This is a genomic window from Roseateles koreensis, from assembly GCF_028595305.1.
Classification (GTDB): Bacteria; Pseudomonadota; Gammaproteobacteria; order Burkholderiales; family Burkholderiaceae_C; genus Paucibacter_A; species Paucibacter_A koreensis.
In genome coordinates this window covers 57,987-81,518 of record NZ_JAQQXS010000009.1, presented here as the reverse complement: position 1 = coordinate 81,518, position 23,532 = coordinate 57,987, and the positions used below count along the sequence as shown (strand labels likewise).

Here is a 23,532-nt window from a genome sequence, read left to right as displayed (position 1 = left end):
CTCAAGCCAGCTCACGTGTCAACGAAATCGCGAACTTGCGCTTTCTGGATTCCTCGAAGTAGGCGTCAACATTGAAATAGCCTTCAGGGGCATACACGCCGGGTCGGCGAGGATCTCTTAGCATCAGTTGAACGGCGATGGAGGCATTCATTGACGTCGCTGCGTCTACATAGCCCGCGTACATCGGATCCGGATGAACGATCACCTCACAACGCACCGTTGCGGGCCTGCCGTCAACCCTGCCACGCCCAATGGCGAAGTGGATCTCACTGCTCTTTTGCGCGGGGATCAGCGTGGCCTTCTCGCTGATATTGCGGCTGATAACTGCATTCAAAACATCCAGCGGGCGGACAGCAACACCATTGATATCCACTGGCCGATCAAAGTCACCGAACCCGGCCTTGACCAGTCCGACCCAGGCCTCATGCTCACGCTTAGGAAGATGCAGCTTCCAGGTGAACTCCTTGATGCCCTTTTCGCGAATGCCCTCTGCCAAGGGCACAGTAAGCTGCTCGGAGTGGATTGAGTACATGAACTCGCAGCGCCCCCAAGGCTGCGGCAAATCAATGACCTCGACTCCTGTTTGCGGCGCGCATTCAACATGACGGCCGTCCAAGAACTGAATACATGGATGCGCATACTCGGCCAATACCGTCGACACGCTGTAAGGCGGGACCAAAACCGGGTTCTCAGGTCCGGACAAGGTTGCTGCCCAATAGAGCTTGATGCTGTCTATTTCATCCAACTGATCAGCCACAGCGCGACAGATCACATTTGACATACCGGGATCTGCACCGACGCCAAGAACGGCCACCGCGCCTGCGGCGCAAAAGCGCTCATGCCATTCGAGTTGCTTAACCGTGTAAGTGCCAAGCCCCCCGAGGTCCACATAGTCCACCTTGGCAGCCAAGGCGGCGGCAAAGATGTCCATCTGAAAGCCAGCCAAGGTCGGGATTGAATTGACGCAAATATCCACTCCCCGCAACGACTGAGCCAACGCCTGCGCGTCACACACATCCAGCTCGCACAAAGTCAGGCGAGCATCATTGAGCTCGCGGCTCAACGCGGTCATCTGCTCACGATTTGAGTCGAAGAGCTTGATCTCAGCGATATCGATGATCGCCCGCTCGGACAACAGATCGCGAATGATGCCCTGCCCCATCATGCCCGCCCCACCCAAGATGGCAATCGTTGCACTCTTGCTCAATTGAAGCTCCCTCGTTTTTTGCGATGGCCTCACTTTAAATCCGAACTTTAGATCGGCTTATGGTGGTTTCCCTAGAAAATCGCATGAAAGAAGTCCGCCGAATCCCTCCAGACTTCTTGAAAAACAAGGGGTATTTGCAATGCATCGCCAAGCAACACTTCCAGCCGCCCCGTAAAAACCGACATTTAGTTCAACATACGGCGATTAACCAAATGGATGTGTCGCGCCTCCGACTTGTCGTCCATGCTCGACGGTTCCGACGCCATCTTCATGCGATGCCCCAGCGAAGGAGCTCGCCCCGTGCGCTTCGATGAGCTTCAAAACTTCGACCAAATGCGGCCGGGACCGGCCAATCAGCGGCTGCCGGCTTTGTGGACACTGACCTACAAACAGCCGGGCATCGGCGTTGGGCATCTGTGCATGGTTTGTTCAGTAGGGCATACATCAGGATTCCTCTGGGATGGAAGACTTTTAGAGAAGGGTCGGCGCTGAACGAAATTTTGATGCGCCAATCAAAGAGGCCACAGCTGCATCCAGGCTCTTTCTTGTCTTCACGGTGCGGCAGCGCACAGAAATGCGAGCTCTGGCGAACTAAGGTGGGCAAGCCTGTTTTCAACACAGGCGATGTTCCTAACTACGCACCATTTAAGGAGTTCGCTATGAACCAGCAGCACAGCAAGGATGAGGGCCGGGGCAATTCACACGACGGAACGGCCAATCATCAGATGGCGGCAGAGCACCACGGTCAAGCCGCGGCGCATCACAAAGAAGCTGCCGCAAAACTTGAGAAGGGCGACCCGCAAGGGGCGGCCCATCACGCCATGATTGCTCAGTCGCATGCAAGCAATGCCAAGGATGAATCCTCCAAAGCTTGCCAAAGTTACGCTGCGGCGCCAAAGGCAAAGAAGAGCTGAGCGGCAAAATCCCGCGTTTTTGATGCAAGCGTTGGGGCGGTACGAGTTGCCCTCGATTCACCGCCCCTCGCGTACCTCCATTTCCGCACGCCGCGAAGTCTGCAGGGCAGTTCCCCCCCTCCCATCCTTGTAGTGACGAGGGGCCCGGACGGTTCTCAGCGGCAAGCAAGCCCGCAATCAGCCCATCTTTGTCTGTGCTCCAGGCACTGCCGTTGCGCCGTAAGAAGCTGGCAAACGAATGTTCCGCTCGCAAAGGTCGAGATGCTGGCACTTTCGCTAGAGATGAACCCGCGAACCTAAGCCCTGTCTGCACGAAGTGCGGCGGAACGCGATTCCATACACCATGGAATCGCTGCATGGATTGCCGCAATACAAGAGCGGTAAAGCGCAAGCAAAAAATGGAGGCCAACGGTGGGTCGCATACAAACAGTCAGTGGGAGGCCCTGCTATCCAAGTCGCCAAATTGCGCAGTCTGCGCACGGCCCTGGTGCGAGGTAGCAGCACGCCGGGATTCCCGATACAAGTACGTTTGGACGAAGGGGCACATTCGGCCGGTGTACCACGGCGGGTCCGACGATATTTTGAATATCCAGGCAGAGTGCTACCCATGCAACTTCAAGAAGAATGCCGGCAATCTCAAAAGGGATACCGTTTAGTCCGGATGGCGGCGGTACTTGTCGCGACCACGGCGCTGAGGTGTTCACATGCAGGTAGTAGGTCACACGCCGCGAAGGCCGAGTTCAAGCGCTCGCATCCTTGCCCGGCGACCGGCAGCGACAAGGGCTCATGTCCCGGCTATGTCATTGACCTTGTGAGGCCCCTTTGCGCCGGCAGGCCTGATGTGCCGGCAAACATGCAGTGGCATAGAGCAAGCGAGGCCAAGACCAAGGACTACCAAGAGATGGCAGAGCGCAAAGCCACCAGCGCACGGGCAAACAAGAAAGCCAGACAAGCCTGCCAATAGCCGGCTTGCTCTAGGCCAATGCAAAGATAGAACCTCTGATGACCGACTCTTGCAGCGCCGAGTGTGGGAACAAGTGGTAGGCCGTGCAGGACTTGAACCTGCGACCAAAGGATTATGAGTCCTCTGCTCTAACCAACTGAGCTAACGGCCCCCGGGGGGAAGTACAGACCGGCGTTGCACCGGAAGGCGCGGATTGTATAGGGTGAAGCTTGATGGCGAGGCCGCTGATGCTTGCCGCGCCTCACTCACTTTTGCGACAAGGCCTGGCTGATCATGCGGGAAGTGATGTCGACGATCTGGATCATACGGTCGTAGGCCATGCGGGTGGGGCCGATGACGCCCAGGGTGCCGACGATCTGGCCGTCGACTTCGTAGGGCGATGACACGATAGAGAGCTCTTCGAACGGGACGACCTGGCTTTCGCCGCCAATGTAGATGCGCACGCCTTCGGCACGGCTGGAGACGTCGAGCAGGCGCATCAGCTGTGTTTTTTGTTCGAACATGTCGAACAGACGTCGCAGGCTGCCCATGTCGTTGCCGAAGTCTTGCACGGTCAGCAAATTGCGTTCGCCGGAGATGACCACGCGCTCTTGTTCTTCGGCCATGGCATCGGTGCCGGCTTGCACGGCGGCGCTCATCAGGGCAGCTATTTCGCTGCGCAGGGCGTCGACTTCTGACTTGAGACGCTCCCGCACCGACTCGAGGCTGAGGCCGGCATAGCCGGCGTTCAACCGGTTGCTGGCCTCCGCCAGTTCCGACTGGTTCAGGTCTTGGGCGGTGAAGATGACGCGGTTTTGCACGTCGCCGTCGGGCGAGACCATGATCACCAGGACCCGGCGTTCACCCAGGCGCAAAAACTCGATGTGATGAAAGACGCTGGGCTTGCGCGGTGCAGTGACCACGCCGACAAAATTGGAAAGATTCGAGAGCAAGGCCGCCGCACTGGCGATAACGCGCTGGGGCTGATCGGGCTGAAGGTGCGTGGCCTCGATCGGGCGGGCGTCAGCACCCAACAAGGAGGGTTGCGTGGTCAACATGGTGTCGACAAACAGCCGGTAACCGCGCGAGGTGGGGATGCGCCCGGCGCTGGTGTGGGGGCTGGCAATCAGGCCCAGTTCTTCAAGATCGGCCATCACGTTGCGGATGGTGGCCGGGCTCAGCTCCAAGCCCGAGGCTTTGGAGAGCGTGCGCGAACCCACGGGTTGCCCGTCAGCGATGTAACGTTCAACCAGAGTTTTCAGCAGGGATTTGGATCGCTCGTCGAGCATTCAGCCATTGTAAGGACAGTGGGCGCCCCCTCTGCGGGAGGGCCATGCGAAACCCGGCAATGTCCCATGAAACGGCAGGGCGCTGTGGTGTAATTCCGCCCCATGGCCAAACCCTTCCAACATGTGGCACTCGTGGGCAAGCATCAAGCCCGGGGCATTCGTCCAATTCTGGAAGAAATTGCCGACTTCGTGCTGCGCCAAGGCCTGGATGTTTCGCTGGAACATGACACGGCCTTGAACACCGGCATCACAGCCTTCGACGCCAAATCCAAACTTGAACTGGGCCAGCAATGCGACTTGGCGATTGTTGTCGGCGGCGACGGCACGATGCTGGGCTTTGCACGAGAAATGGCGCACCACGGCTTGCCGCTGGTGGGCATCAACCAGGGGCGCCTGGGCTTCATCACGGACATTTCCATTGAACGCTACCAGGAGGCTTTGAAACCGATTCTGGCGGGCGATTTCGAGACCGAGAACCGCCCCATGCTTGAAGGTGCGGTTTGGCGCGACGGGCGCAGCATCTTTGAAGGCCTGGCGCTCAACGATGTGGTGGTCAGCCGCGGCGCCACCGCGAGCATGGTGGAGTTGCGGGTGGATGTGGGCGACGACTTCGTCGCCAATATGCGGGCTGACGGCATCATCGTTGCCTCACCCACGGGCTCCACGGCGTATTCCCTGTCGGCCGGCGGGCCCATCTTGCACCCCTCGATTGCAGGCTGGTTGCTGGTGCCCATCGCCTCGCACACCTTGTCGAACCGGCCGATCGTGCTGCCAGATACCGGCGAGGTGCGCATGGAAATCGTGGCGGGCCGCGACGCCAGCGTCAATTTTGATATGCAGAGCCTGGCCAGCCTCTTGCACGGTGACCGCATCACGGTGCGGCGCTCGGCCCACCAGGTGTGTTTTTTGCATCCCAAGGGATGGAGTTATTACGCCACACTGCGCCGCAAACTGCGCTGGTATGAAGGAGTGAGCTGACCATGTTGCGGCGCTTGGCCCTGAGGGACTTTGTCATCGTCCCCGAGTTGGAGCTGGATTTTGGGGGCGGGTTTTCCGTGCTGACCGGTGAAACCGGCGCCGGCAAATCCATTCTGATCGACGCGCTGCAACTGGCCTTGGGCAGCCGGGGCGAAGCCGGCGTGGTGCGCGAAGGTGCAAGCCGCGCCGACATCAGCGCTGAATTTGATCGCCCAGCCCACCTGCACCCGTGGCTGGACGAAGCCGGCTTTGACCATGAGGCCGATACCCTGCTGCTGCGCCGGACCATCGACTCGCAAGGCAAGAGCCGCGCCTGGATCAACGGCAGCCCCGCCACCGTGAGCCAGTTGCGTGAGCTGGCGGACAGCTTGCTGGACATTCACGGTCAGCACGCATGGCAAGGCCTGACCCGCCCGGCGTCGGTACGGGCCTTGCTGGACGACTATGCGGGCCTGAACCTGGCTGAACTCAGCGCCGCCTTCAACGCCCTCAAACAAGCGGCTGAAGCCTTGGCCCAAGCCCAAACCGCCCAAGGCGAGCGCTTGCGTGAGCGCGAACGCCTAGCTTGGCAGATCGGCGAAGTCGACCGTCTCTCACCCGGTGCCGATGAATGGAGCGAGCTCAACGCCGAGCACCAAAAGCTCTCTCACGCCCAATCGCTGCTGGACGCCTGCCGCTCCGCGCTGAATGACTTGAGCGAGTCCGAGCCCAGTGCCGACAGCCTGCTCAGCGCCGCGCTTGATCCCTTGGAAAAGGTGCTGGACTTCGACGCCACTCTGTTGCCTGCCGTTGAGGCCCTACGCGGTGCCCAAACCCAGTTGCAAGACGCTGCCCATACGCTCAGCACCTACCTCCACGGCGCCGATCTGGAACCCTCCCGCATGGCGGAGTTGGATGAGCGCGTGTCGGCCTGGCTGAACCTTGCGCGCCGCTACCGCCGCCCGCCGCAGGAATTGCCCGCCTTGCACAGCCAATGGCGCGCCGAGCTGCAAGCGCTGGACGCCGCCAGCGACCTCGACGCGCTGGAAAAAAGCGTGACGCAAGCACGCCAAAACTATCTGGCACAAGCAGGAAAAGTTTCGGAAGCGCGCCGGCGCACGGCCCCTCAATTGGCCAGCGCCGTCACCCAGGCCATGCAGCAACTGGGCATGGCCGGCGGCGTGTTTGACATTCAACTGCAGCCCCAAGATCAACCCCAGAGCTTTGGCCTGGAGTCGGCCGAATTCTTGGTGGCAGGCCACGCCGGCAGCGCACCCCGCCCTTTGGGCAAGGTGGCGTCTGGCGGCGAGTTGTCCCGCATTGCGCTGGCGATTGCGGTCACCGCCAGCCAGCACAACACCGGCGCCGGCCAAGGCGTGGGCACCTTGATATTCGATGAAATTGATGCCGGCGTGGGCGGGGCCGTGGCCGAAACAGTAGGCCGCTTGATGAAGCAGTTAGGTCGCGACCGCCAGGTGCTGGCTGTCACCCACCTCCCGCAAGTCGCCGCCTGCGCCGATCAACACCTGGTGGTGGCCAAGGCCCTGCAAAACGGCCAGACCTGCAGCGACGTTCGCCCCGTCACCGGTGAAACCCGCACTGCGGAAATCGCCCGCATGCTGGGCGGCGAACGGCTCTCAAGCACCAGCCTGGCCCATGCCCAGGAGATGCTGGACCTGTCGGCCAGCGGTGCCAGCACCAACGCCAACCCACCGCCCCGCGCCCCCGTCAAAGCCAAGAAAGCCAAATCATGAGCGGCAACGCCAAGGACGCCTCCATGCCGGACGCACCCACCACAAACCCAGCGCCCGCCCCGGTCTTGCTGCATCAAAGCGATGTGGTGCTGGTCACCGGCATGTCGGGCGGCGGCAAATCCGTGGTGATGCATGCGCTGGAAGATGCCGGCTTCTTCTGCGTGGACAACCTGCCCGCAGAACTGCTGCTGGCCTTTTTGCGGCTGGAAAAGCATCGCGGTAAACGCCATGTGGCGATCGCCGTCGATGTGCGCAGCGCCGGCTCCCTGCCCCTGCTGATCCCGCTGATCAAACAATTGCGCACAGAAGGCGTGGCAGTTCGCTCCATCTTCCTGGACGCCAGTACCGATGCCTTGATGCGCCGGTTCTCCGAGACCCGGCGGCCGCATCCCTTGCGGCAGGACTTGGGCGGCGTGATGCTTGCCGATAACCAAGCCGTAGCAAGCCATGACAACACCATGCTGAGCCTTGGCAGCGGTGATGGCGACGACCAACACCGCGCCCTGCTGGATGCCATCCATCTAGAACGTGAACTGCTGAGCGCCCTGCGCGTGGAGTCAACGGTGTTGGACACCAGCCAGCTGCGCCCGGCGCAACTGCGCGCCTGGGTTCGTGATTTGGTGGTGGTGGACGGCACCTCGCTCACATTGGTGTTTGAATCATTCGCCTTCAAGCACGGCGTACCCAGCGATGCCGACCTGGTCTTTGACGTGCGCGTGCTGCCCAACCCGTATTACGACCGCGAGCTGCGCCCTCTGAATGGCCGGGATGCCCCTGTCGCCGCCTATCTGGAAGCGCAACCTGAAGTCGCGCTGATGATGGGGCAGATCTCCGGCTTTCTGGCCACCTGGCTGCCCAGCTATGCCGCCGATCAACGCAGTTATCTGACCGTGGCGATTGGCTGTACGGGCGGCCAACACCGGTCGGTGTATTTGGTGGAAGCGCTGGCGCGAAAATTCGCCGACCACGGCCAAGTGCTCAAGCGGCACCGGGAACTGGACGCCCGCTGAAACCGCAGAAGCCGCTGAAACCGCTCAACCCATGAGCTTCTTGAGCGGCGCCGGCAACGCATAGTCAGCCAAGCGCTCACGTGCCACCCAGTGGCCGCTGATCTGGGCGTCGGTGGGTCGGCGCTCAAGCTCGGCGCGCTGGGTGTGCAAGGTCCAGTCGAAATGGGTCAAGGCATGCTGAATGCGGGGCATGATTTCCAGCGCTGCACTCTGACCCAAACCTAAGCCCAAACTTTGCGCGGCCTGCTGCAACGCCGCCTCATCGTCGTAAAGCGGCAAGCTCCACAACCCCGCCCACACGCCGGTGGCCGGACGCTGCTGCAGCAAGACCTGACCCTCATGCTCCAGCCACAACCACCAATTTTCGCGCTGGCTGCGTTTGAGTTTTCGGGTCTTTACCGGAAACAAAGTGGGCTCGCCCGTCTCACGCCCCCGGCACAAGGCACTCACGGGGCACGCTGGGCATTGCGGCGCGCGCGGCGTGCAGACGGTGGCCCCCATATCCATCAAGCCTTGGGTATAGGCCACCATGTCAGGCTGCTGGGGCAGTAGTTCGGTTGCCAGCAGCCAGAGTTTCTTTTCCTCAGCACTGCGGGCCAAATCGCCGTCAAAGGCCAACAAGCGCGTCAGCACCCGCTTGACGTTGCCGTCCAAAATCGCCACACGCTCGCCGAAACAAAACGCCGCAATCGCCGCCGCGGTCGAGCGGCCAATGCCCGGCAGGGTTTGAAGCTGCAAAGCGCTGTGCGGAAATTGCCCGCCATGCAACTGCGCCACCGCCTGGGCGCAGGCATGCAGATTGCGGGCCCGGCTGTAATAACCCAGGCCCGCCCACAAGGTCAGCACCTCGTCAAGCGAAGCGGCCGCCAAATCTGTCACCGTAGGAAAACGCGCCAGAAATCGCTGGTAATACGCCAGCACGGTGGCCACCTGCGTCTGCTGCAGCATGATTTCTGAAAGCCACACACGGTAGGGATCACGCGTGTTTTGCCACGGCAGCGTGTGGCGGCCATGGCGGCGCTGCCAAGCCACCAACAAGGGCGCGAAGTCGGCGAGCACCGGGGTCAACCCCGACGATGAACTTGAGGACAAAGGATTTACTTCTTTTGACATTGCGGACAGAAAAAGGTGGAGCGCTGGCCTTGCACGATGCGCCGGATTGGCGTGTCGCAACGCCTGCAGGGCTGCCCCTCACGGCCATACACCTGCACCTGCATCTGAAAACTGCCCGCCACGCCGTGCGCGTCCTTGAAATCCCGCAGCGTGGTGCCGCCGGCCTCCAACGCCTGGGCAAGCACGCCGCGCACAGCCAGAGCCAAACGCTCGGCACGCGGCCGGCTGACCTTCATGGCCATCAAACGCGGGTCAATACCGGCGAGGAACAAGGCTTCACACGCATAGATATTGCCGGCGCCCACCACGATGTCGCCCGCCAGCAAAGCCTGCTTGACAGCCACCCGCCGGCCGCTGAGGCCCGCACGCAGATGCTCGCCATTGAAGCGAGGATCAAAGGGCTCCAGCCCCAGGCTGGCCAGTAAAGGTGCAGCCGGGGGCAGCGCCTGCGCGGGCGACCACACCACGGCACCAAACCGCCGGGGGTCGGTCAATCGCAACAAGCCGCGATCAGTCAGCAGATCGAAATGGTCATGTGGCCCAGCCGCGGGCAAAGACGGGACGCCCGCCGTAAACGCCAGCGAGCCTGACATGCCCAGGTGCATCAGCAATCCACCCGTCTCCAGGGGTTTGGAAACCGGCAGCCACAAATATTTACCTCGGCGGCTGACAGCGCCGACCCGCCCACCCAGCAAGCCCTCCGGCGCCACACCCAGAGGCCAGCGCAGCGGTTTCCCCAGACGTAGCTGCAAGACGGTGGCACCTTCAATGGCCTGCGCAAAGCTGCGGCGCGTGACTTCGACTTCGGGGAGCTCGGGCATGGGGTCATCATATCGGGGCAGAATGGCGGGGCCGCCTCAGCGCCATGCGCCCGCAAAGGACATCGCACCGAGGCTTGTGTCCACGCAGGAGCTTTCATGCCCGAGTTTTGCCCCCGCCGCCGCGGAGATTTTGTCCCTCGTTACCCCTTGCGCGCATTGCTCGGTTTGATCGGGGCCGGCCTGGCCCTTCAAGTGATGGCCGCGCCAGATGCCGCAAATGCCGACGTTGATGCCAGCACCACTGCCAGCCAGCCGATCGCCGCGACCGAGCCTGCGGTGGCGGCCACCCCCGTCAACTCCGACCTCGACGCGCCACTGTTCTACCAATTGCTGGTCGGCGAGATGGAATTGCGCAGCGGCCAGCCCGGCGTGGCCTATCAAGTGCTGCTGGATGCGGCCCGCCGCACCGGCGACGAGGCGCTGTTCAGCCGCGTGGTGAACATCGCCTTGCAAGCCCGCGCGGGTGACCAAGCCTTGCAGGCCACCAAGGCCTGGCGGGACACCCTGCCCCAGTCCGTGGCGGCCCAGCAGATGAACCTGCAACTGGTGGCCCTCTTGAACCGGCCCGCTGAAGCGGCAGACCCCTTGCGTGCCTGGTTAGCCCTGACGCCACCCGATCAACGCAGCAGCATCTTGCTGTCCTTGCCCCGGCTGTTTCAACGCAGCCCGGAGCCCAAGAAAATCCTGGCTGCCCTGAACCCAGTCCTGGATACCGCCGCCAAGTCAGCGCAAACCCGGCTCGCCGCGCGCGCCACGCAGGCCCGCTTGGCCTTGGCGGCTGACGAGCCTGCGGAAGCCTTGAGTCGCACCCAGGAGATCGCCGCTGAATTTCCGCAAGCCGATGAGCCCATGCAACTGGCCTTGGAGCTGATGGGCAAGCTGCCTGCCGCCGAAGCCCTGGTGCAGGCACGGCTTGCCGCCACGCCCCAAAACCACGCCCTGCGGCTGGCCTACGGTCAAGCACTGGTGCGGGCGCAACGCACGGTGGACGCCACCCGCGAGTTCCGCACCGTAACCCTCGCCGCGCCGCAGATTTCCACCGCATGGTTCGGCCTGGGTGCCCTTGAGTTGGATGGCCACCATCCACAGGCCGCTGAAAACGCGCTAACCGAGTACCTGGACCTGCTGGACAAGGCCCCATCCCCCGCCACCGAAGCCCAAGAACAAGGCCAGCGCGAAGCCCGCCAGCAAGCTTGGTTGATGCTGGCACAGGCAGCCGAAATGCGTGGCGACTTGCAAGCGGCCGAATCTTGGTTGAAAAAAATTGACAGTCCCGAACGCCTGACCGAGGCCCGGTTCCGGCGCGCTTCACTGCTGGCGCGCCAGGGCAAGATGGCCGAGGCACGTGTCTTGATCCAGACCCTGCCTGAAGACACGCCCGAATTGCTGCGCAGCAAGCTCCTCGCTGAATCCCAGCTGCTGCGCGACCAGCGCGACTGGCAAGCCGCCTACACGGTACTGGCCCAGGCCAACGAGCGCCTGCCCGCCGACGCTGACTTGCTCTATGAACAGGCCATGATGTCCGAGAAGCTGGGGCGTTATGACGAGATGGAATCGCTCCTGCGCCAGGTCATCGCCGCCAAGCCCGACCACTTCAACGCCTACAACGCGCTGGGCTACTCGCTGGCCGAGCGCAAAATTCGGCTCGAAGAGGCGCGCAGCCTGATCGCCAAGGCACTCAGCTTTGTGCCCGATGAACCCTTCATCCTCGACAGCATGGGTTGGGTGGAGTTCCGCCTGGGCAACAAGGCCGAGGCGCTGCGCCTGTTGCGCCAGTCTTACGCGGCCCGCCCGGACGCCGAAATCGCTGCGCACCTGGGTGAGGTACTTTGGAGCAACGAACAACAAGACGAAGCCCGCAAGGTCTGGCAAGAAGGCCTCCAACGCGACGCCAAAAACGAATCGCTGCAAGAAACCCTGCAGCGGCTGAAGGTCAAACTGTGAAGTCGCCCCTGGGCACGTCCGCCCGCCTTGCTGCCCTTGCTGCCCTTTTGGCGCTTGGCGCCGTGCTGCCCGGTTGCGCCAGCCTGGACCGCAAGCCCACCATGGTGCTGGCCGAAGGCGACGTGAACCTGAACGGCAGACTCAGCGTACAGGTCAACAACAGCGGCAGCGCTCGTGCCACGGGAGGTAACGCCGGTTTTGAGCTGACCGGCAACCCGGCCGCCGGCCAATTGACCTTGAGCACGCCACTGGGCAGTTTGCTGGCGCGCGCCTCGTGGCGGCCCGGTGAAGTCAAGCTCCAAACGCCAGACGCCGACCGCAGCTACACCGACCTGGACGAACTGACCCGTGAATTGCTGGGCGAACCCATTCCGGTGGCGGCCCTGTTCGACTGGCTGCAAGGGCGCCCCTGGCCCCAGGTGCCGAGCCGGCCCTTGCTGGCGCCCAGCCCTGGCTTCTTCCAGTTGGGCTGGCGCGTTGATTTGTCTGCCTACGACGCGGCCACGCGCCAAGGCCTGATCGTGGCCACCCGAAGCGCGGCCGACAGCGAAGGCAGCATGCAAAACGACCCTACAGTCACCCTGCGCGCCCGCATCGAGCCTTGAGGCTCTCGGCACCGCCGCCCGTTTTCATTGTTTTTTTAGTGTTCCCAAAAGTCGATGCAAGCGATTTATGACGTTCCGGCGCCCGCCAAGCTCAACCTGTTCCTGCATGTGGTGGGAAAGCGCCCTGATGGCTACCACCTGCTGCAATCGATCTTTGCGCTGATCGACTGGGCCGACACCCTGCACTTCGAACGCCGCCAAGACGGCCAGTTAGCACGCCATGACCAGGGCGACTCACTGCCCCCGGACGACCTGTGCCTGCGCGCAGCGCGTGCGCTGCAACACCACAGCGGCTGCACCCTTGGCGCCGACATCCACATCGAGAAACGGTTGCCGGCCGGGGCCGGCATGGGCGGCGGCTCGTCCGACGCGGCCTCCACCTTGCTGGCTTTGAACCGTTTGTGGGGACTGAACCTGCCCTTGCAAAAACTTTTATCTATCGGTTTGAGCCTGGGCGCGGACGTGCCGTTTTTTTTGGGTGGAACGCACGCGTTCGTCGAAGGCATCGGCGAAATTCTGCATCCGATCCGTCTGCCAAAACAGCATTTCGCCGTGATCAAACCCAGCCAAAGCATCGCCACTGCAGAAATATTTTCGAGTCCCCTCTTGGCAAGATCAAAATCTGTGGCTATAGTAGCGGGCTTTCCTGCACACAACAAAGAACGCAGCGTTTGTGAAGAAGCTCTTGAGCTTGAACATCCACAAACAAAGCAAGATCAGGTTGTGGCCCTGGACGGTGAAGGAATAGCAAGTTTCTTGCACGGCTTTGGTCGAAACGACCTGCAAAAGCCAGCAGAGGCAAGCTGCCCCGAAGTCGTTCAGGCACTGCAAATGCTTGAAACAAAATTTGGCAACAGCCGAATGACCGGATCAGGCAGTGCCGTCTTCGCAAGGCTAACGCCCGATGCAAGCGGTGATGCAGCAGCAGGAAATGAGAGTCGCATGTTGGCGAAAGCCTCAGCAAAACTTTCGGAGGGTTTACCCCCCAAATGGTGTGCTAGAATATGCGGCTGTTTGGATCAGCACCCACTTCACGGTTGGGCCCAAACGGAAAGTCGCTGAAACAAATATAGGGTGCAGCAGCTCTGCTGTGTCCTGTGTAGGGGAGTCGCCAAGTTGGTTAAGGCATCGGATTTTGATTCCGACATGCGAAGGTTCGAATCCTTCTTCCCCTGCCAAATTTCTTCAGGAAGTCAGCGCTTCAGCGCTTGATTCCACAGGCCTCTAATCTCACCGTTAGGGGCCCTTGCTTTTTCTACCCGGACACGCGGCTGACCACGGGTCCTTTTCCGTAAAGGATGGCTCGTGCTGCTCAATACCGTCCTCTTCACCGGTAACGCCAATCCGGTTCTCTCCCAAGAAATCGCCACGCATCTGGGCCTCGAGCTCGGCAAGGCCGTGGTGGGCCGTTTCTCTGACGGTGAAGTTACCGTCGAGATTCAGCAGAACGTGCGTGCCCGCGACGTCTTCGTGGTTCAGCCCACCTGCGCGCCGACCAACGAGAACCTGATGGAACTGTTGATCATGGTTGATGCCCTGAAGCGCGCCAGCGCTCGCCGCATCACCGCCGTGATCCCTTACTACGGTTACGCCCGCCAAGACCGCCGCCCCCGTTCGACCCGTGTGCCGATCTCGGCCAAGGTGGTGGCCAACTTGCTGGAAACCGTGGGTGTCGAGCGCGTCCTGACCATGGACCTGCACGCCGACCAGATCCAAGGCTTCTTTGACATTCCGGTTGACAACATCTACGCCTCACCGGTGCTGCTGTCAGACCTGAAGGCCCGCAACTATTCCAATCTGGTGGTGGTCAGCCCCGACGTCGGCGGCGTGGTGCGTGCCCGTGCGCTGGCCAAGCAGCTGGGTTGCGATCTGGCCATCATCGACAAGCGCCGTCCGGCTGCCAATGTCTCTGAAGTGATGCACGTCATCGGTGAAATCGACGGCCGCAACTGCGTCATCATGGACGACATGATCGACACCGCCGGCACCCTGGTGAAGGCAGCTGAAGTGTTGAAAGACCGCGGCGCCAAGAGCGTGTTTGCCTATTGCACCCACCCCATCTTGTCGGGCCCGGCGATTGAACGCATTTCCAAGTCCATGCTGGACGAGGTTGTCATCACCAACACCATTCCGCTGAACGACGCGGCCAAAGCCTGCGGCAAGATCCGCCAGCTATCGGTGGCCTTCTTGTTTGCGGAAACCATCCGCCGTATTTCCGACGGTGAATCGGTGACCTCGCTGTTCAGCGAGCAGAACAACAATTTCTGATCTTCAAGCCCGGGTGGCAACACCCGGGCTTGTTTTCATGCGGGCCTGTTGATGTATTCAGGCCATGCTTTACCGGAGCAACCTGGTCGCGGGTGCTCTATCCTTTTTGGAGAAACTTATGAAATTCGTCGCTTTTGAGCGCAAATTGCAGGGGACCGGAGCGAGCCGCCGCCTGCGCATTGCTGGCCGCGTTCCCGCCATCGTTTTCGGTGCTGGCGAACCTGCCGTGATCGAACTGGACCACAATGCCCTGTTCCACGCCCTGAAGAAGGAAGCCTTCCACAGCACCATCCTCGAGATGGAACTGAACGGCGCCGTCACGCAAGTTCTGCTGCGCGACTTCCAACTGCACCCCTACAAGCCGCAAGTCCTGCACGCTGACTTCCAGCGCGTGGACGGCACGACCAAGATCACCAAGAAGGTGCCTCTGCACTTCGTGGGCGAAGAGACCTCCGTGGCTGTCAAGACCGACAGCTGCACGGTCAACCACGTCATCAACGAGTTGCTGATCACTTGCCTGGCCCAACAACTGCCCGAGTTCATCGAAGTGGACCTGAGCGGCCTGACCAAGGGTCACTCGGTGCACGTCAATGACCTGAAGCTGCCCGCCGGCGTGAAGGTTGTGACCCACGGCAAGCCCAACCCCGTGGTTGCCACGCCGGTTGAGCCCGTCGCTGAAGAAGTGATCGTGGCTGTTGCTGCACCTGCCGACGACGGCAAGGGCAAGAAGAAGGGCAAGAAGTAATTCTTCGCCCCTTCGCCCGCCACGATCAGCCCTTGATCGTGGTACCCAAAGCCCCGCTCTGCGGGGCTTTGTCGTTTGCAAGCCTGTATTTCAGCGATGTGCCAAGGCGGTGTGGGGAGGTGGGGGTGAACCAGGCTAGTCAGCGCTGGCGGCGTTGGCTGCGCGGCGCGCTTCGTCCACCGCAGCACGTGTCAAAGGTGCGGCAAAGGTGGCGATGAAGGCGTAGACATAATCTCTCAAATACGCGTCGCGCCGCACCGCCAAGCGCGTCATGTTGTCAGCGAAAAGATGTCGCACATCGACCGCTGAGAGGTGACGGTCGCGGTCTTCGTCATAGGCGATCGACGCCACAATGCCCACACCAAGCCCCAAGTCAACATAGGTCTTGATCACGTCTGCATCCATGGCGGCCAGCACCACGTTCGGGGCGAGGCCAGCCTGCCGGAAAGCGTCATCGATGTGGGAGCGGCCGGTGTAGCCCACCTCATAGGTCACGATGGGAAACTGGGACAACCGCTCCAAGGTCAGCACTTGGCCCTGCGCCGCTTCAAGGGCCAAGGGATGCCCTGGCGGCGTGATCACCGAATGGGTCCAGCGATAGCAAGGCAAGGCAATCAGCCCCGGATATTGCGCCAGCGCTTCGGTGGCGATGCCGACATCAGCCTCACCGTCCAGCAGAAATTGCGCGACCTGTTGCGGCGAACCTTGGTGCAGATTCAATTCCACATCGGGGTGGCTGAGGCGAAAGTCCCGCACCGCCGGCGGAAGCGCATAGCGCGCCTGGCTGTGGGTGGCGGCAATGCGCAGACTGCCGCGGCCGGTGCTGGCATAGTCCGCGCTGGCGCGGCGCAGGTTCTCGGCTTCGTTCAGCAGCTTTTCGACAATCGGCATCACATGCGCGCCGGGCTCGGTCAAACCCGTCAGGCGCTTGCCTGCGCGCATGAAGATTTCAATCCCCAGCTCATCCTCCAATTCCCGGATCTGTCGGCTCACGCCAGGCTGCGAGGTGTGAAGCGCCGCCGCAACTTCAGTCAAGTTGAAGCCACGACGCCGGGCCTCGCGAATGGAGCGGAGTTGTTGAAAGTTCATGAAATTGGCGCGCATTCAAGGCTGTTATCGAATGCTCGCATTGTTATGAGCGCAGCGCATTTCGTCCTCCAATAAAAAGCGATATCGATATGCCGACAACGGCCATGCGCAGTTCCTGCTATTCGCGACACGAGTCAGCGGCAGTCAATTGCCCAAGCTGGGCGATCCACAACGCAAACCTCGCAACATGGCGCCCCGCGAACTTGTCGATTCCGTACAGAACGGACAAACTGCACGCTGCAGCGGCCAAATACGCCCCATTCCGGCCGAGTCCTGCCTGAGAGGCGCAGGCGCTTTCTATAGTGAATGCCCGAAGACTCGGTGACGTGTTTTTTCGCGCGCGGATCTTTTTCCCCGCTTTCGCCAGTTATCTCCCGTTTCTGATCGATTTTTCACACAGGAAAGCCCCCTATGAAAACCAGAGCAGCCGTCGCTTGGAAGGCCAATCAGCCCCTCACCATTGAAACCGTCGATCTGGCAGGCCCCAGGGCCGGTGAAGTGCTGGTGGAGATCAAGGCCACGGGCATCTGCCACACCGACCAATACACGCTGTCCGGCGCGGACCCGGAAGGCTTGTTTCCCGCCATCCTGGGCCACGAAGGCGCCGGCGTCGTGCTGGAGGTCGGCGCGGGTGTTACCTCGCTGAAAGCCGGTGACCACGTCATCCCGCTGTACACACCGGAGTGCCGCCAGTGCAAGTTCTGCCTCTCCCGCAAGACCAATCTCTGCCAGCAAATTCGGGGTACCCAAGGCAAGGGTTTGATGCCTGACGGCACCTCACGCTTTTCGCTCAATGGCCAGCCCATCTTGCACTACATGGGCACCTCCACCTTTGCCAACCACATCGTGGTGCCTGAAATCGCCTTGGCCAAAATCCGCAGCGACGCGCCCTTCGACAAGGTTTGCTACATCGGCTGCGGCGTGACCACCGGCGTCGGCGCGGTACTGTTCTCCGCCAAGGTGGAAGCGGGCGCGAACGTGGTGGTCTTCGGCCTCGGCGGCATTGGCCTCAACGTGATCCAAGCAGCCCGCATGGTCGGCGCCGACAAAATCATCGGCGTTGACCTCAACCCCGAGCGCGAGGCCATGGCCCGCCAATTCGGGATGACGCACTTCATCAACCCCAAAGCAGTGGACAACGTGGTCGACCGCATCGTCGAGTTGACCGACGGCGGCGCCGACTACAGCTTCGAGTGCATCGGCAACGTGACCACCATGCGCCAAGCCCTGGAGTGTTGCCACAAGGGCTGGGGCCGCAGCCTGATCATCGGCGTGGCTGCAGCGGGCCAGGAGATTGCCACCCGGCCCTTCCAGCTCGTGACCGGGCGCAAATGGGAAGGCTCTGCCTTCGGCGGTGCACGCGGGCGCACCGATGTGCCCAAGATCGTCGACTGGTACATGGAGGGCAAGCTGTCCATCGACCCGCTCATCACCCACACGCTCAAGCTTGAAGACATCAACAAGGGGTTTGATTTGATGGCGCGCGGGGAATCGATTCGCTCCGTCGTCGTGTTCTGAGCTCCCGCCCCCATACTTTCATGATTGACGGGGCATGCGCCCTGTCTATGCTTGAGCGCTGTTTTGCCCGCAGAGTCGGGCGAATAAGCTCCCAGGAAAAATCATGAAGTACTCCACGGCCTCCGGGCGCCAGCGCGTCCAGATCATCGTCTACCCCGGCTTCAAAGGCCTGGAGGTGGTGGGCACCTTGAGCGTATTCGACTACGCCAATCGGCAGCTGTTGCAGCGGGGGCAAAAGGAGTTGTACGACATTGCCATTGCATCCACCACCGTGGGCCCGGTGCAGTCTGAAACCCTGCTGCAACTGCAGGCCACGCAGGCGATCAGCGCCAGCCACCTGCCCGAGACGGCCATCATCGTCGGATGCCGCAACATCGAGCAGGCCATGCAAGAAAGCCCCGCCATCATCGACTGGGCCCGCAACGCCGCCCCCCAGATCGAGCGCCTGGTTGCCCTGTGCACCGGCAGCTTCTTCTTGGCGGCCGCGGGCTTGTTAGACGGCCACGTGGCCACCACACACTGGAGCGCGGCCCAACTGCTCAAATCCCGCTTCCCCGCCGTCGACGTGCAGGCCGATGCCATCTACCTGCGCAACGGGCACATCTGGACCTCGGCCGGCGTCACCGCAGGCATCGACCTCGCCCTGGCTTTGGTGGAAGAAGACCTGGGCCGAGAGGTAGCGCTGAACATCGCCCGAGAGCTGGTGGTCTACCTCAAACGCCCTGGCGGCCAGTCGCAGTTCAGCGTTCACTTGGAGGGGCAACGCAGCCAACACCCCAGCGTGCGCGAGTTGCAGGATTGGGTGTTGCAGCACCTGCACCAGCCCCTGTCCATGTCGGAGTTGGCCAGCCGTGCAGCGATGAGCGAGCGTAATTTCCGGCGCGTTTTCCACCGGGAAATCGGCAGCAGCCCGATGCAATTCATTGAAACCGCTCGGCTCGAAGCGGCCCGCCGCCTGCTGGAAGAAGGGCCGCTGCCGCTCAAGAGCGTGGCGGGCCGGGTTGGCTTCTCCAGTGAACAATCCTTGCGAAAACTGTTCGTGAAGCGTTTGGGGGTGGCGCCCCATGAGTACCGCGAGCGTTTTGCCAGCGCCCGCCGAGAAACCTGAAATCGTCAATCCATTCTTGGTGCGCCCCCGGCCCGATAATGCGGCCCCATGATTCGTCTCTTTGTTGGCCTCGGCAATCCCGGCCCTGAATATGAAGACACCCGCCATAACGCGGGTTTCTGGTGGATTGACAGCTTGGCGCGCAAGCTCGGCACCTCACTGCAGGTGGAGCGCAACTATTACGGCTTGTGCGCACGCGTCAACAACGCGCCCGGTGCGGCCGGCCCCATCTGGTTGCTGCAGCCCATGACCTTCATGAACCTGTCGGGCAAGTCGGTCGCAGCGCTGGCGCGGTTCTTCAAAATTGCGCCGGAAGAAATTCTCGCGATCCACGATGAGTTGGACCTCAGCCCGGGCGAGATGAAGTTCAAGCAAGGCGGCGGCAATGGCGGCCACAACGGCTTGAAAGACATGCAGGCCCAACTCGGCTCGGCCAATTTTTGGCGCCTGCGCCTGGGCATCGGGCACCCCTGCCACAAGGCCGAAGTTTCGGGCTACGTGCTGCGAAAGCCGCCGCTGGCAGAGCGCCAGGCCCTTGAGGACTGCATCGCCAAATCCATGGACGCCGTTGAACTCTTGCTGAAAGGCGAGATGGACCGCGCGTTGATGAAGATTCATGCCAAGCCCCCCAGGCCCAAGCCCCCCCAAGCTCCCAAGCCCCCAAAACCCGTTCTAGACGAACACCCGAAGGCCGCCGCAGAATCACCGAATCCAGGCCCTTCCGACAACACCCCGTGACCCCAACCCTGCTGCGCCCATCGGCTTATCGCCACGTCTGCGTCCCCTTGTGGCTCCTGTTGACGAGCCTGATACAGAGCGCAGCAGCCTCCCCGCCGGGTTCAATCGGCAGCACGGTCTACCGCTGTGAGGCAGTTAATGAAGCAGGTCACCCGGCCGTGACCTTGAGCGATTCGCCTTGCCCCACGCCGTCACCCTTGACTCAAGGCCACGTCACCGCATCGAAAAACAGCATGCCCGCGCTGGATGCCGCACAAACACAGGCCGCACGGCAACGGGTGGCCCGCGACGAACGCCTGGCAGATCGCATGGAACAAGCCCGACTGCGCCAGGAGGCCCGCGACCTGCAGCGCAACGGCCGAGCGGCCGGCATCGACGGATTCAAGGGCGTGAACAGCGCAGCGGCGCCCAGCCCGTGCGCCAGCAATGCCAAGCCCTCGAAAGGGCCAAAGCACGCTAAACCCAAGACGCCAAAAGTACCCAAGACGCCGAAGACACCCAAAACGCCCAAGGTGGCCAAAAGCAGCTAGTCAGCGCCCCACGGCCAAGACCGTGGCAGAAGTCGCACTAGAATGGCACTCTGTTGGTGCTCGTGCTGTCATTCAAAACAGCGCAGTTAAACGGGAATCAGAAAGGCGCGCCGCTACGCGGCAAACCCAACCTGAGCTGTCCCCGCAACGGTAAGTGAACGAGGTGCAGCCACTCCATCGGAGTCGTGCTGCAACTCACCTCCTGAACTCATGCCACTGGCGTCCGCAAGACGCTGGGAAGGACTCAGGGGGCTTGTTCACCAGCCCGGATACCGGCCAACAAGGTGATGCCCCACCGCAGCTGCACGTCAGTTGCGACAGGGCATCGATTTCAGTGTCCGTAGCGGGTGAGCTGCGGGCCTGGCTGGATTGATTCCTCTTCTTATTTTCATGTCCACCTCCATTCGACGCCAAGTTCGTCGGTCCGCTACTGCGACCTCCTTCCGCCTTTCCACCTGCGCACAGCTTGCCCTGGCCACCATGGCCACCGTCAACGCACTGCCTGTTCTGGCGCAAGCCGCCAACGGCGCCGGCGCCAACAAGCTCGATTCCGTGACCGTCACCGCCTCCCGCACACCCATGCGTTTGGGCGACGTCATCGCCGACCTTACCGTCATCACCCGGGAAGACATTGAGCGCCAAGGCTTTGGCGATCTGGCCGACTTGCTTCGCAATACCGGTTGCGCCGAAATGACCCGCAACGGCGGCCCGGGCTCCACCACCTCGCTGTACCTGCGCGGCGCCGAAACGCGGCACACCCTGGTGTTGGTGGACGGTGTTCGCATCGACAGCCAAAGCACCGGCGGCGCCCCCTGGGAGACCATTCCACTGGCGCAAGTCGAGCGCGTTGAAGTGCTCAAAGGCCCGGCCAGTGCGCTCTACGGCTCTGACGCCATCGGCGGCGTGGTGCAGATCTTCACCCGTAAAGGTGGCAAGGCCACGCAAGTCACGCTGTCCGGCGGCGTGGGCAATCTGGGCACGGCACGCTTGGGCGCTTCGGTCAGCGGCGCAGCGGGTCTCTTTGACTACGCCTTGAGCGCTTCCGGCGAGCGCAGCGACGGCTTCAACGCCATCGCCAACCCACAAAGCGTTTACTACAACGCCGACAAAGACGGTTGGAAAAAGCACAACGTCAACCTGCGCGTGGGGGCCCAATTCAGCCCCGAGCAACGCGTTGAGCTGATGGCGCTACAAAGCCATGTGGACGCCCAATACGACGGTTACATGTCTACCGCCGACGACCATGCGGTGCAAGACGCCAGCGCCGTGCGCTTGAGCTGGGCCTCGCAGTGGACAGCGGCGCTGCAAACCCGCGTCAATGTCTCTGAAGCCAAGTCCAGCTACGAAACCAAGCCGTCGCCATACAACACAACCACCCGTTTGCGGAGCGCGGCGCTGGACGGTAGCTACCGGCTGGACGAGCATCAGCAGATCAACTTCCTGGCCGAGGTCAAGAAAGACCATCTGGACAACTCCGGCCTGACCCAGGCCGCCACCGTAGGCAGCGCCGAGCGCACCCAAAACGGGCTGGCCTTGGGCTACCTCTGGACCGGCAAAGGCTTTGACGCCCAGTTACAGCTGCGCCACGACGATGACAGCCAGTTCGGCGGTGTCGACACCGGCACCTTGGGGCTGGGCTACCGGCTCACCCCCAGCTGGCGCTTGGTGGGCTCGGTGGGCAACGCCTTCCGCGCTCCGACGCTGTACCAAAGCTTCAGCGACTACGGGCCGAAGCTGAGCATCGCCGGCGTCAAACCCCTGGACCCTGAAAAAGGCCGCAATGCCGAAGTGGGCCTGAAATATGCGCAGGCCGACAACGAGTTCAGCGTCACCACCTACCGCAATCTGATCGACAACCTGATCATCTTCGGCGACGCCGGCACCTGCAACAGCGCCTATGGCTGCTACCAGAACGTCAACCGCGCCCGTCTGCAAGGGCTCAGCTTGTCAGGCAGCACCTTGATCGCCGGCGTGCAGCTGCGCGCCAGCCTCGACCTGCAAGCCCCCAAGGACGAGGACACCGGCAATCTGCTGGCCCGCCGCGCACGCGAGTTTGGCAGCATCAGCGCGCAAACGCAGTGGATGGGCTTTGACCTGGGCGCAGGCGTGGTGGCCTCCGGCAAGCGTTATGACGACATGGCCAACAAGAAAAACCTGGGTGGCTACGCCTTGTTGAATCTGAACCTGGGCTACGCCCTGAGCCAAGACCTCAAGCTGCAAGTCAATCTGGATAACGCCCTGGACAAGCAATACCAGACGGCGAAAGACTACGCCCAGGCGCCACGCACTGTGTTCGTGGGTTTGCGCTACAGCCCCAAGCTGTGAGTTTGCACAAAGCCTGACACCTAACGCTGAAACGCACAGCCTTAAACGTACCGCCCGAAAAGGACTGCCGGATGCCCGCACACTCTCACTTGATCGTCGGCGGCCAACGCAGCGGCAAGTCAGGCCAGGCTGAACGCCTGGCCCTGGCCTGGCTGAATGGCGCCCCCGGTCGACAAGTCACGGTGCTGGCAACTGCGCAGGCCTTTGACGGCGAAATGCAAGCCCGCATCCGCCGCCATCAGCAAGACCGCCCCGCCGGTTTCGGCACTCTGGAAGAACCCCTGGCCTTGGCGGCGGCCTTGCGCGCTAACGCCTCAGCTGAGCGGCTGATCGTGGTGGATTGCCTGACCTTGTGGCTCACCAACTGGCTGATGCCCATGCACGGCGTGGCCGACCTCGCCGCCTGGGCAACTGAGCGCCAATCACTACTGGATGCGCTGCCCGATTTGCCGGGGCAGCTCATTTTCATCTCCAACGAAGTGGGCTGGGGGGTCTCACCGATGACGCCTGAATCCCGCCACTTCGTCGACGAACTGGGTCACCTCAATCAGGCCGTTGCTTCCCGCTGCGATCAACTCACGCTGATGGTGGCCGGGCAAGCCTGGAGCCGCAGCATCACGCCGACCGGGGCATAAGAACGTGCTGAAGATTTCA

At 61.9% G+C, this 23,532-nt stretch carries 21 protein-coding genes, 2 tRNA genes and 1 riboswitch; of the genes, 17 read left to right on the top strand and 6 right to left on the bottom strand.

Annotated features, from left to right (window positions below):
- Position 1: 1 nt before the first annotated feature.
- On the bottom strand, positions 2-1,207 hold the full coding sequence (locus PRZ01_RS11490; protein ID WP_273596931.1) for a saccharopine dehydrogenase family protein: 1,206 nt from the start codon (positions 1,205-1,207) through the stop codon (positions 2-4).
- A gap of 596 nt (positions 1,208-1,803) precedes the next feature.
- On the opposite strand from PRZ01_RS11490, the gene PRZ01_RS11485 reads away from it, so the two are divergent.
- Complete coding sequence (locus PRZ01_RS11485; protein ID WP_273596930.1) at positions 1,804-2,121, top strand: hypothetical protein; 318 nt, start codon at positions 1,804-1,806, stop codon at positions 2,119-2,121.
- A 356-nt stretch (positions 2,122-2,477) separates the two neighbouring features.
- On the top strand, positions 2,478-2,777 hold the full coding sequence (locus tag PRZ01_RS19305) for an HNH endonuclease (RefSeq protein WP_409993840.1): 300 nt from the start codon (positions 2,478-2,480) through the stop codon (positions 2,775-2,777).
- A 382-nt stretch (positions 2,778-3,159) separates the two neighbouring features.
- Here PRZ01_RS19305 and PRZ01_RS11480 read toward each other — a convergent pair.
- Both PRZ01_RS11480 and hrcA read right to left on the bottom strand, forming a co-directional pair.
- Positions 3,160-3,236 (bottom strand) — tRNA-Ile (locus PRZ01_RS11480).
- Between the two features lie 94 nt (positions 3,237-3,330).
- Positions 3,331-4,353, bottom strand: coding sequence for a heat-inducible transcriptional repressor HrcA (gene hrcA, locus PRZ01_RS11475; protein ID WP_273596929.1), 1,023 nt, complete (start codon positions 4,351-4,353; stop codon positions 3,331-3,333).
- A 102-nt stretch (positions 4,354-4,455) separates the two neighbouring features.
- Between hrcA and PRZ01_RS11470 the strand changes: the two genes are divergently transcribed.
- The 3 genes from PRZ01_RS11470 to rapZ are packed head-to-tail and all read left to right on the top strand — an operon-like array spanning position 4,456 to position 8,074.
- A complete protein-coding gene (locus PRZ01_RS11470; RefSeq protein ID WP_273596928.1) occupies positions 4,456-5,331 on the top strand; it encodes an NAD kinase in 876 nt (291 codons plus the stop codon).
- A gap of 2 nt (positions 5,332-5,333) precedes the next feature.
- Positions 5,334-7,064, top strand: coding sequence for a DNA repair protein RecN (recN, locus tag PRZ01_RS11465; RefSeq protein WP_273596927.1), 1,731 nt, complete (start codon positions 5,334-5,336; stop codon positions 7,062-7,064).
- Positions 7,061-8,074 (top strand): RNase adapter RapZ, encoded by a 1,014-nt coding sequence (gene rapZ, locus PRZ01_RS11460; RefSeq protein ID WP_458296226.1) that lies wholly within the window; start codon positions 7,061-7,063, stop codon positions 8,072-8,074. Before recN ends, rapZ begins: the two co-directional genes overlap by 4 nt.
- Before the next feature lie 24 nt (positions 8,075-8,098).
- Here the strand turns inward: rapZ and mutY are convergent, their stop codons facing one another.
- Both mutY and mutM read right to left on the bottom strand, forming a co-directional pair.
- A complete protein-coding gene (gene mutY / locus PRZ01_RS11455; protein WP_409993839.1) occupies positions 8,099-9,187 on the bottom strand; it encodes an A/G-specific adenine glycosylase in 1,089 nt (362 codons plus the stop codon).
- Positions 9,172-10,008 (bottom strand): bifunctional DNA-formamidopyrimidine glycosylase/DNA-(apurinic or apyrimidinic site) lyase, encoded by an 837-nt coding sequence (gene mutM / locus PRZ01_RS11450; RefSeq protein WP_273596925.1) that lies wholly within the window; start codon positions 10,006-10,008, stop codon positions 9,172-9,174. The genes mutY and mutM overlap by 16 nt, the downstream gene beginning before the upstream one ends.
- 96 nt (positions 10,009-10,104) lie before the next feature.
- Here mutM and PRZ01_RS11445 point away from each other — a divergent pair, with 96 nt between their 5' ends.
- From PRZ01_RS11445 to PRZ01_RS11420, 6 genes are all read left to right on the top strand, one after another.
- The gene (locus PRZ01_RS11445; protein ID WP_273596924.1) at positions 10,105-11,952 is read left to right on the top strand and encodes a tetratricopeptide repeat protein; all 1,848 of its coding nucleotides are present in this window, start codon (positions 10,105-10,107) and stop codon (positions 11,950-11,952) included.
- Positions 11,949-12,557 carry an outer membrane lipoprotein LolB gene (locus tag PRZ01_RS11440; protein WP_273596923.1) on the top strand — a complete coding sequence of 203 codons (609 nt, stop codon included), beginning with the start codon at positions 11,949-11,951 and terminating at the stop codon, positions 12,555-12,557. Before PRZ01_RS11445 ends, PRZ01_RS11440 begins: the two co-directional genes overlap by 4 nt.
- Positions 12,558-12,611: 54 nt before the next feature.
- Positions 12,612-13,619 carry a 4-(cytidine 5'-diphospho)-2-C-methyl-D-erythritol kinase gene (gene ispE, locus PRZ01_RS11435; protein WP_273596922.1) on the top strand — a complete coding sequence of 336 codons (1,008 nt, stop codon included), beginning with the start codon at positions 12,612-12,614 and terminating at the stop codon, positions 13,617-13,619.
- A gap of 39 nt (positions 13,620-13,658) precedes the next feature.
- Positions 13,659-13,735, top strand: a tRNA-Gln gene (locus PRZ01_RS11430).
- Positions 13,736-13,862: 127 nt separating this feature from the next.
- A complete protein-coding gene (locus tag PRZ01_RS11425) occupies positions 13,863-14,825 on the top strand; it encodes a ribose-phosphate pyrophosphokinase (protein WP_273596921.1) in 963 nt (320 codons plus the stop codon).
- A gap of 118 nt (positions 14,826-14,943) precedes the next feature.
- The gene (locus PRZ01_RS11420) at positions 14,944-15,570 is read left to right on the top strand and encodes a 50S ribosomal protein L25/general stress protein Ctc (protein WP_273596920.1); all 627 of its coding nucleotides are present in this window, start codon (positions 14,944-14,946) and stop codon (positions 15,568-15,570) included.
- Positions 15,571-15,705: 135 nt separating this feature from the next.
- Here the strand turns inward: PRZ01_RS11420 and PRZ01_RS11415 are convergent, their stop codons facing one another.
- Positions 15,706-16,659: a CysB family HTH-type transcriptional regulator gene (locus tag PRZ01_RS11415; protein ID WP_273596919.1), complete on the bottom strand. Its 954-nt coding sequence runs from the start codon at positions 16,657-16,659 to the stop codon at positions 15,706-15,708.
- 411 nt (positions 16,660-17,070) lie between these two features.
- Here PRZ01_RS11415 and PRZ01_RS11410 point away from each other — a divergent pair, with 411 nt between their 5' ends.
- The 6 genes from PRZ01_RS11410 (at position 17,071) to cobU (ending at position 23,513) form a co-directional block, all read left to right on the top strand.
- Positions 17,071-18,177, top strand: coding sequence for an S-(hydroxymethyl)glutathione dehydrogenase/class III alcohol dehydrogenase (locus PRZ01_RS11410; protein ID WP_273596918.1), 1,107 nt, complete (start codon positions 17,071-17,073; stop codon positions 18,175-18,177).
- A gap of 103 nt (positions 18,178-18,280) precedes the next feature.
- Positions 18,281-19,285 carry a GlxA family transcriptional regulator gene (locus PRZ01_RS11405; protein WP_273596917.1) on the top strand — a complete coding sequence of 335 codons (1,005 nt, stop codon included), beginning with the start codon at positions 18,281-18,283 and terminating at the stop codon, positions 19,283-19,285.
- A gap of 48 nt (positions 19,286-19,333) precedes the next feature.
- Positions 19,334-20,023 (top strand): aminoacyl-tRNA hydrolase, encoded by a 690-nt coding sequence (gene pth, locus PRZ01_RS11400; RefSeq protein ID WP_273596916.1) that lies wholly within the window; start codon positions 19,334-19,336, stop codon positions 20,021-20,023.
- 164 nt (positions 20,024-20,187) lie between these two features.
- On the top strand, positions 20,188-20,553 hold the full coding sequence (locus PRZ01_RS11395; RefSeq protein WP_273596915.1) for a hypothetical protein: 366 nt from the start codon (positions 20,188-20,190) through the stop codon (positions 20,551-20,553).
- A gap of 37 nt (positions 20,554-20,590) precedes the next feature.
- Positions 20,591-20,848, top strand: a riboswitch (cobalamin riboswitch).
- Between the two features lie 95 nt (positions 20,849-20,943).
- Entirely contained in the window at positions 20,944-22,878 is a 1,935-nt protein-coding gene (locus tag PRZ01_RS11390; RefSeq protein ID WP_273596914.1) for a TonB-dependent receptor plug domain-containing protein, read from the top strand.
- A gap of 71 nt (positions 22,879-22,949) precedes the next feature.
- Entirely contained in the window at positions 22,950-23,513 is a 564-nt protein-coding gene (cobU, locus tag PRZ01_RS11385; RefSeq protein WP_273596913.1) for a bifunctional adenosylcobinamide kinase/adenosylcobinamide-phosphate guanylyltransferase, read from the top strand.
- The last annotated feature ends 19 nt before the right edge of the window (positions 23,514-23,532 follow it).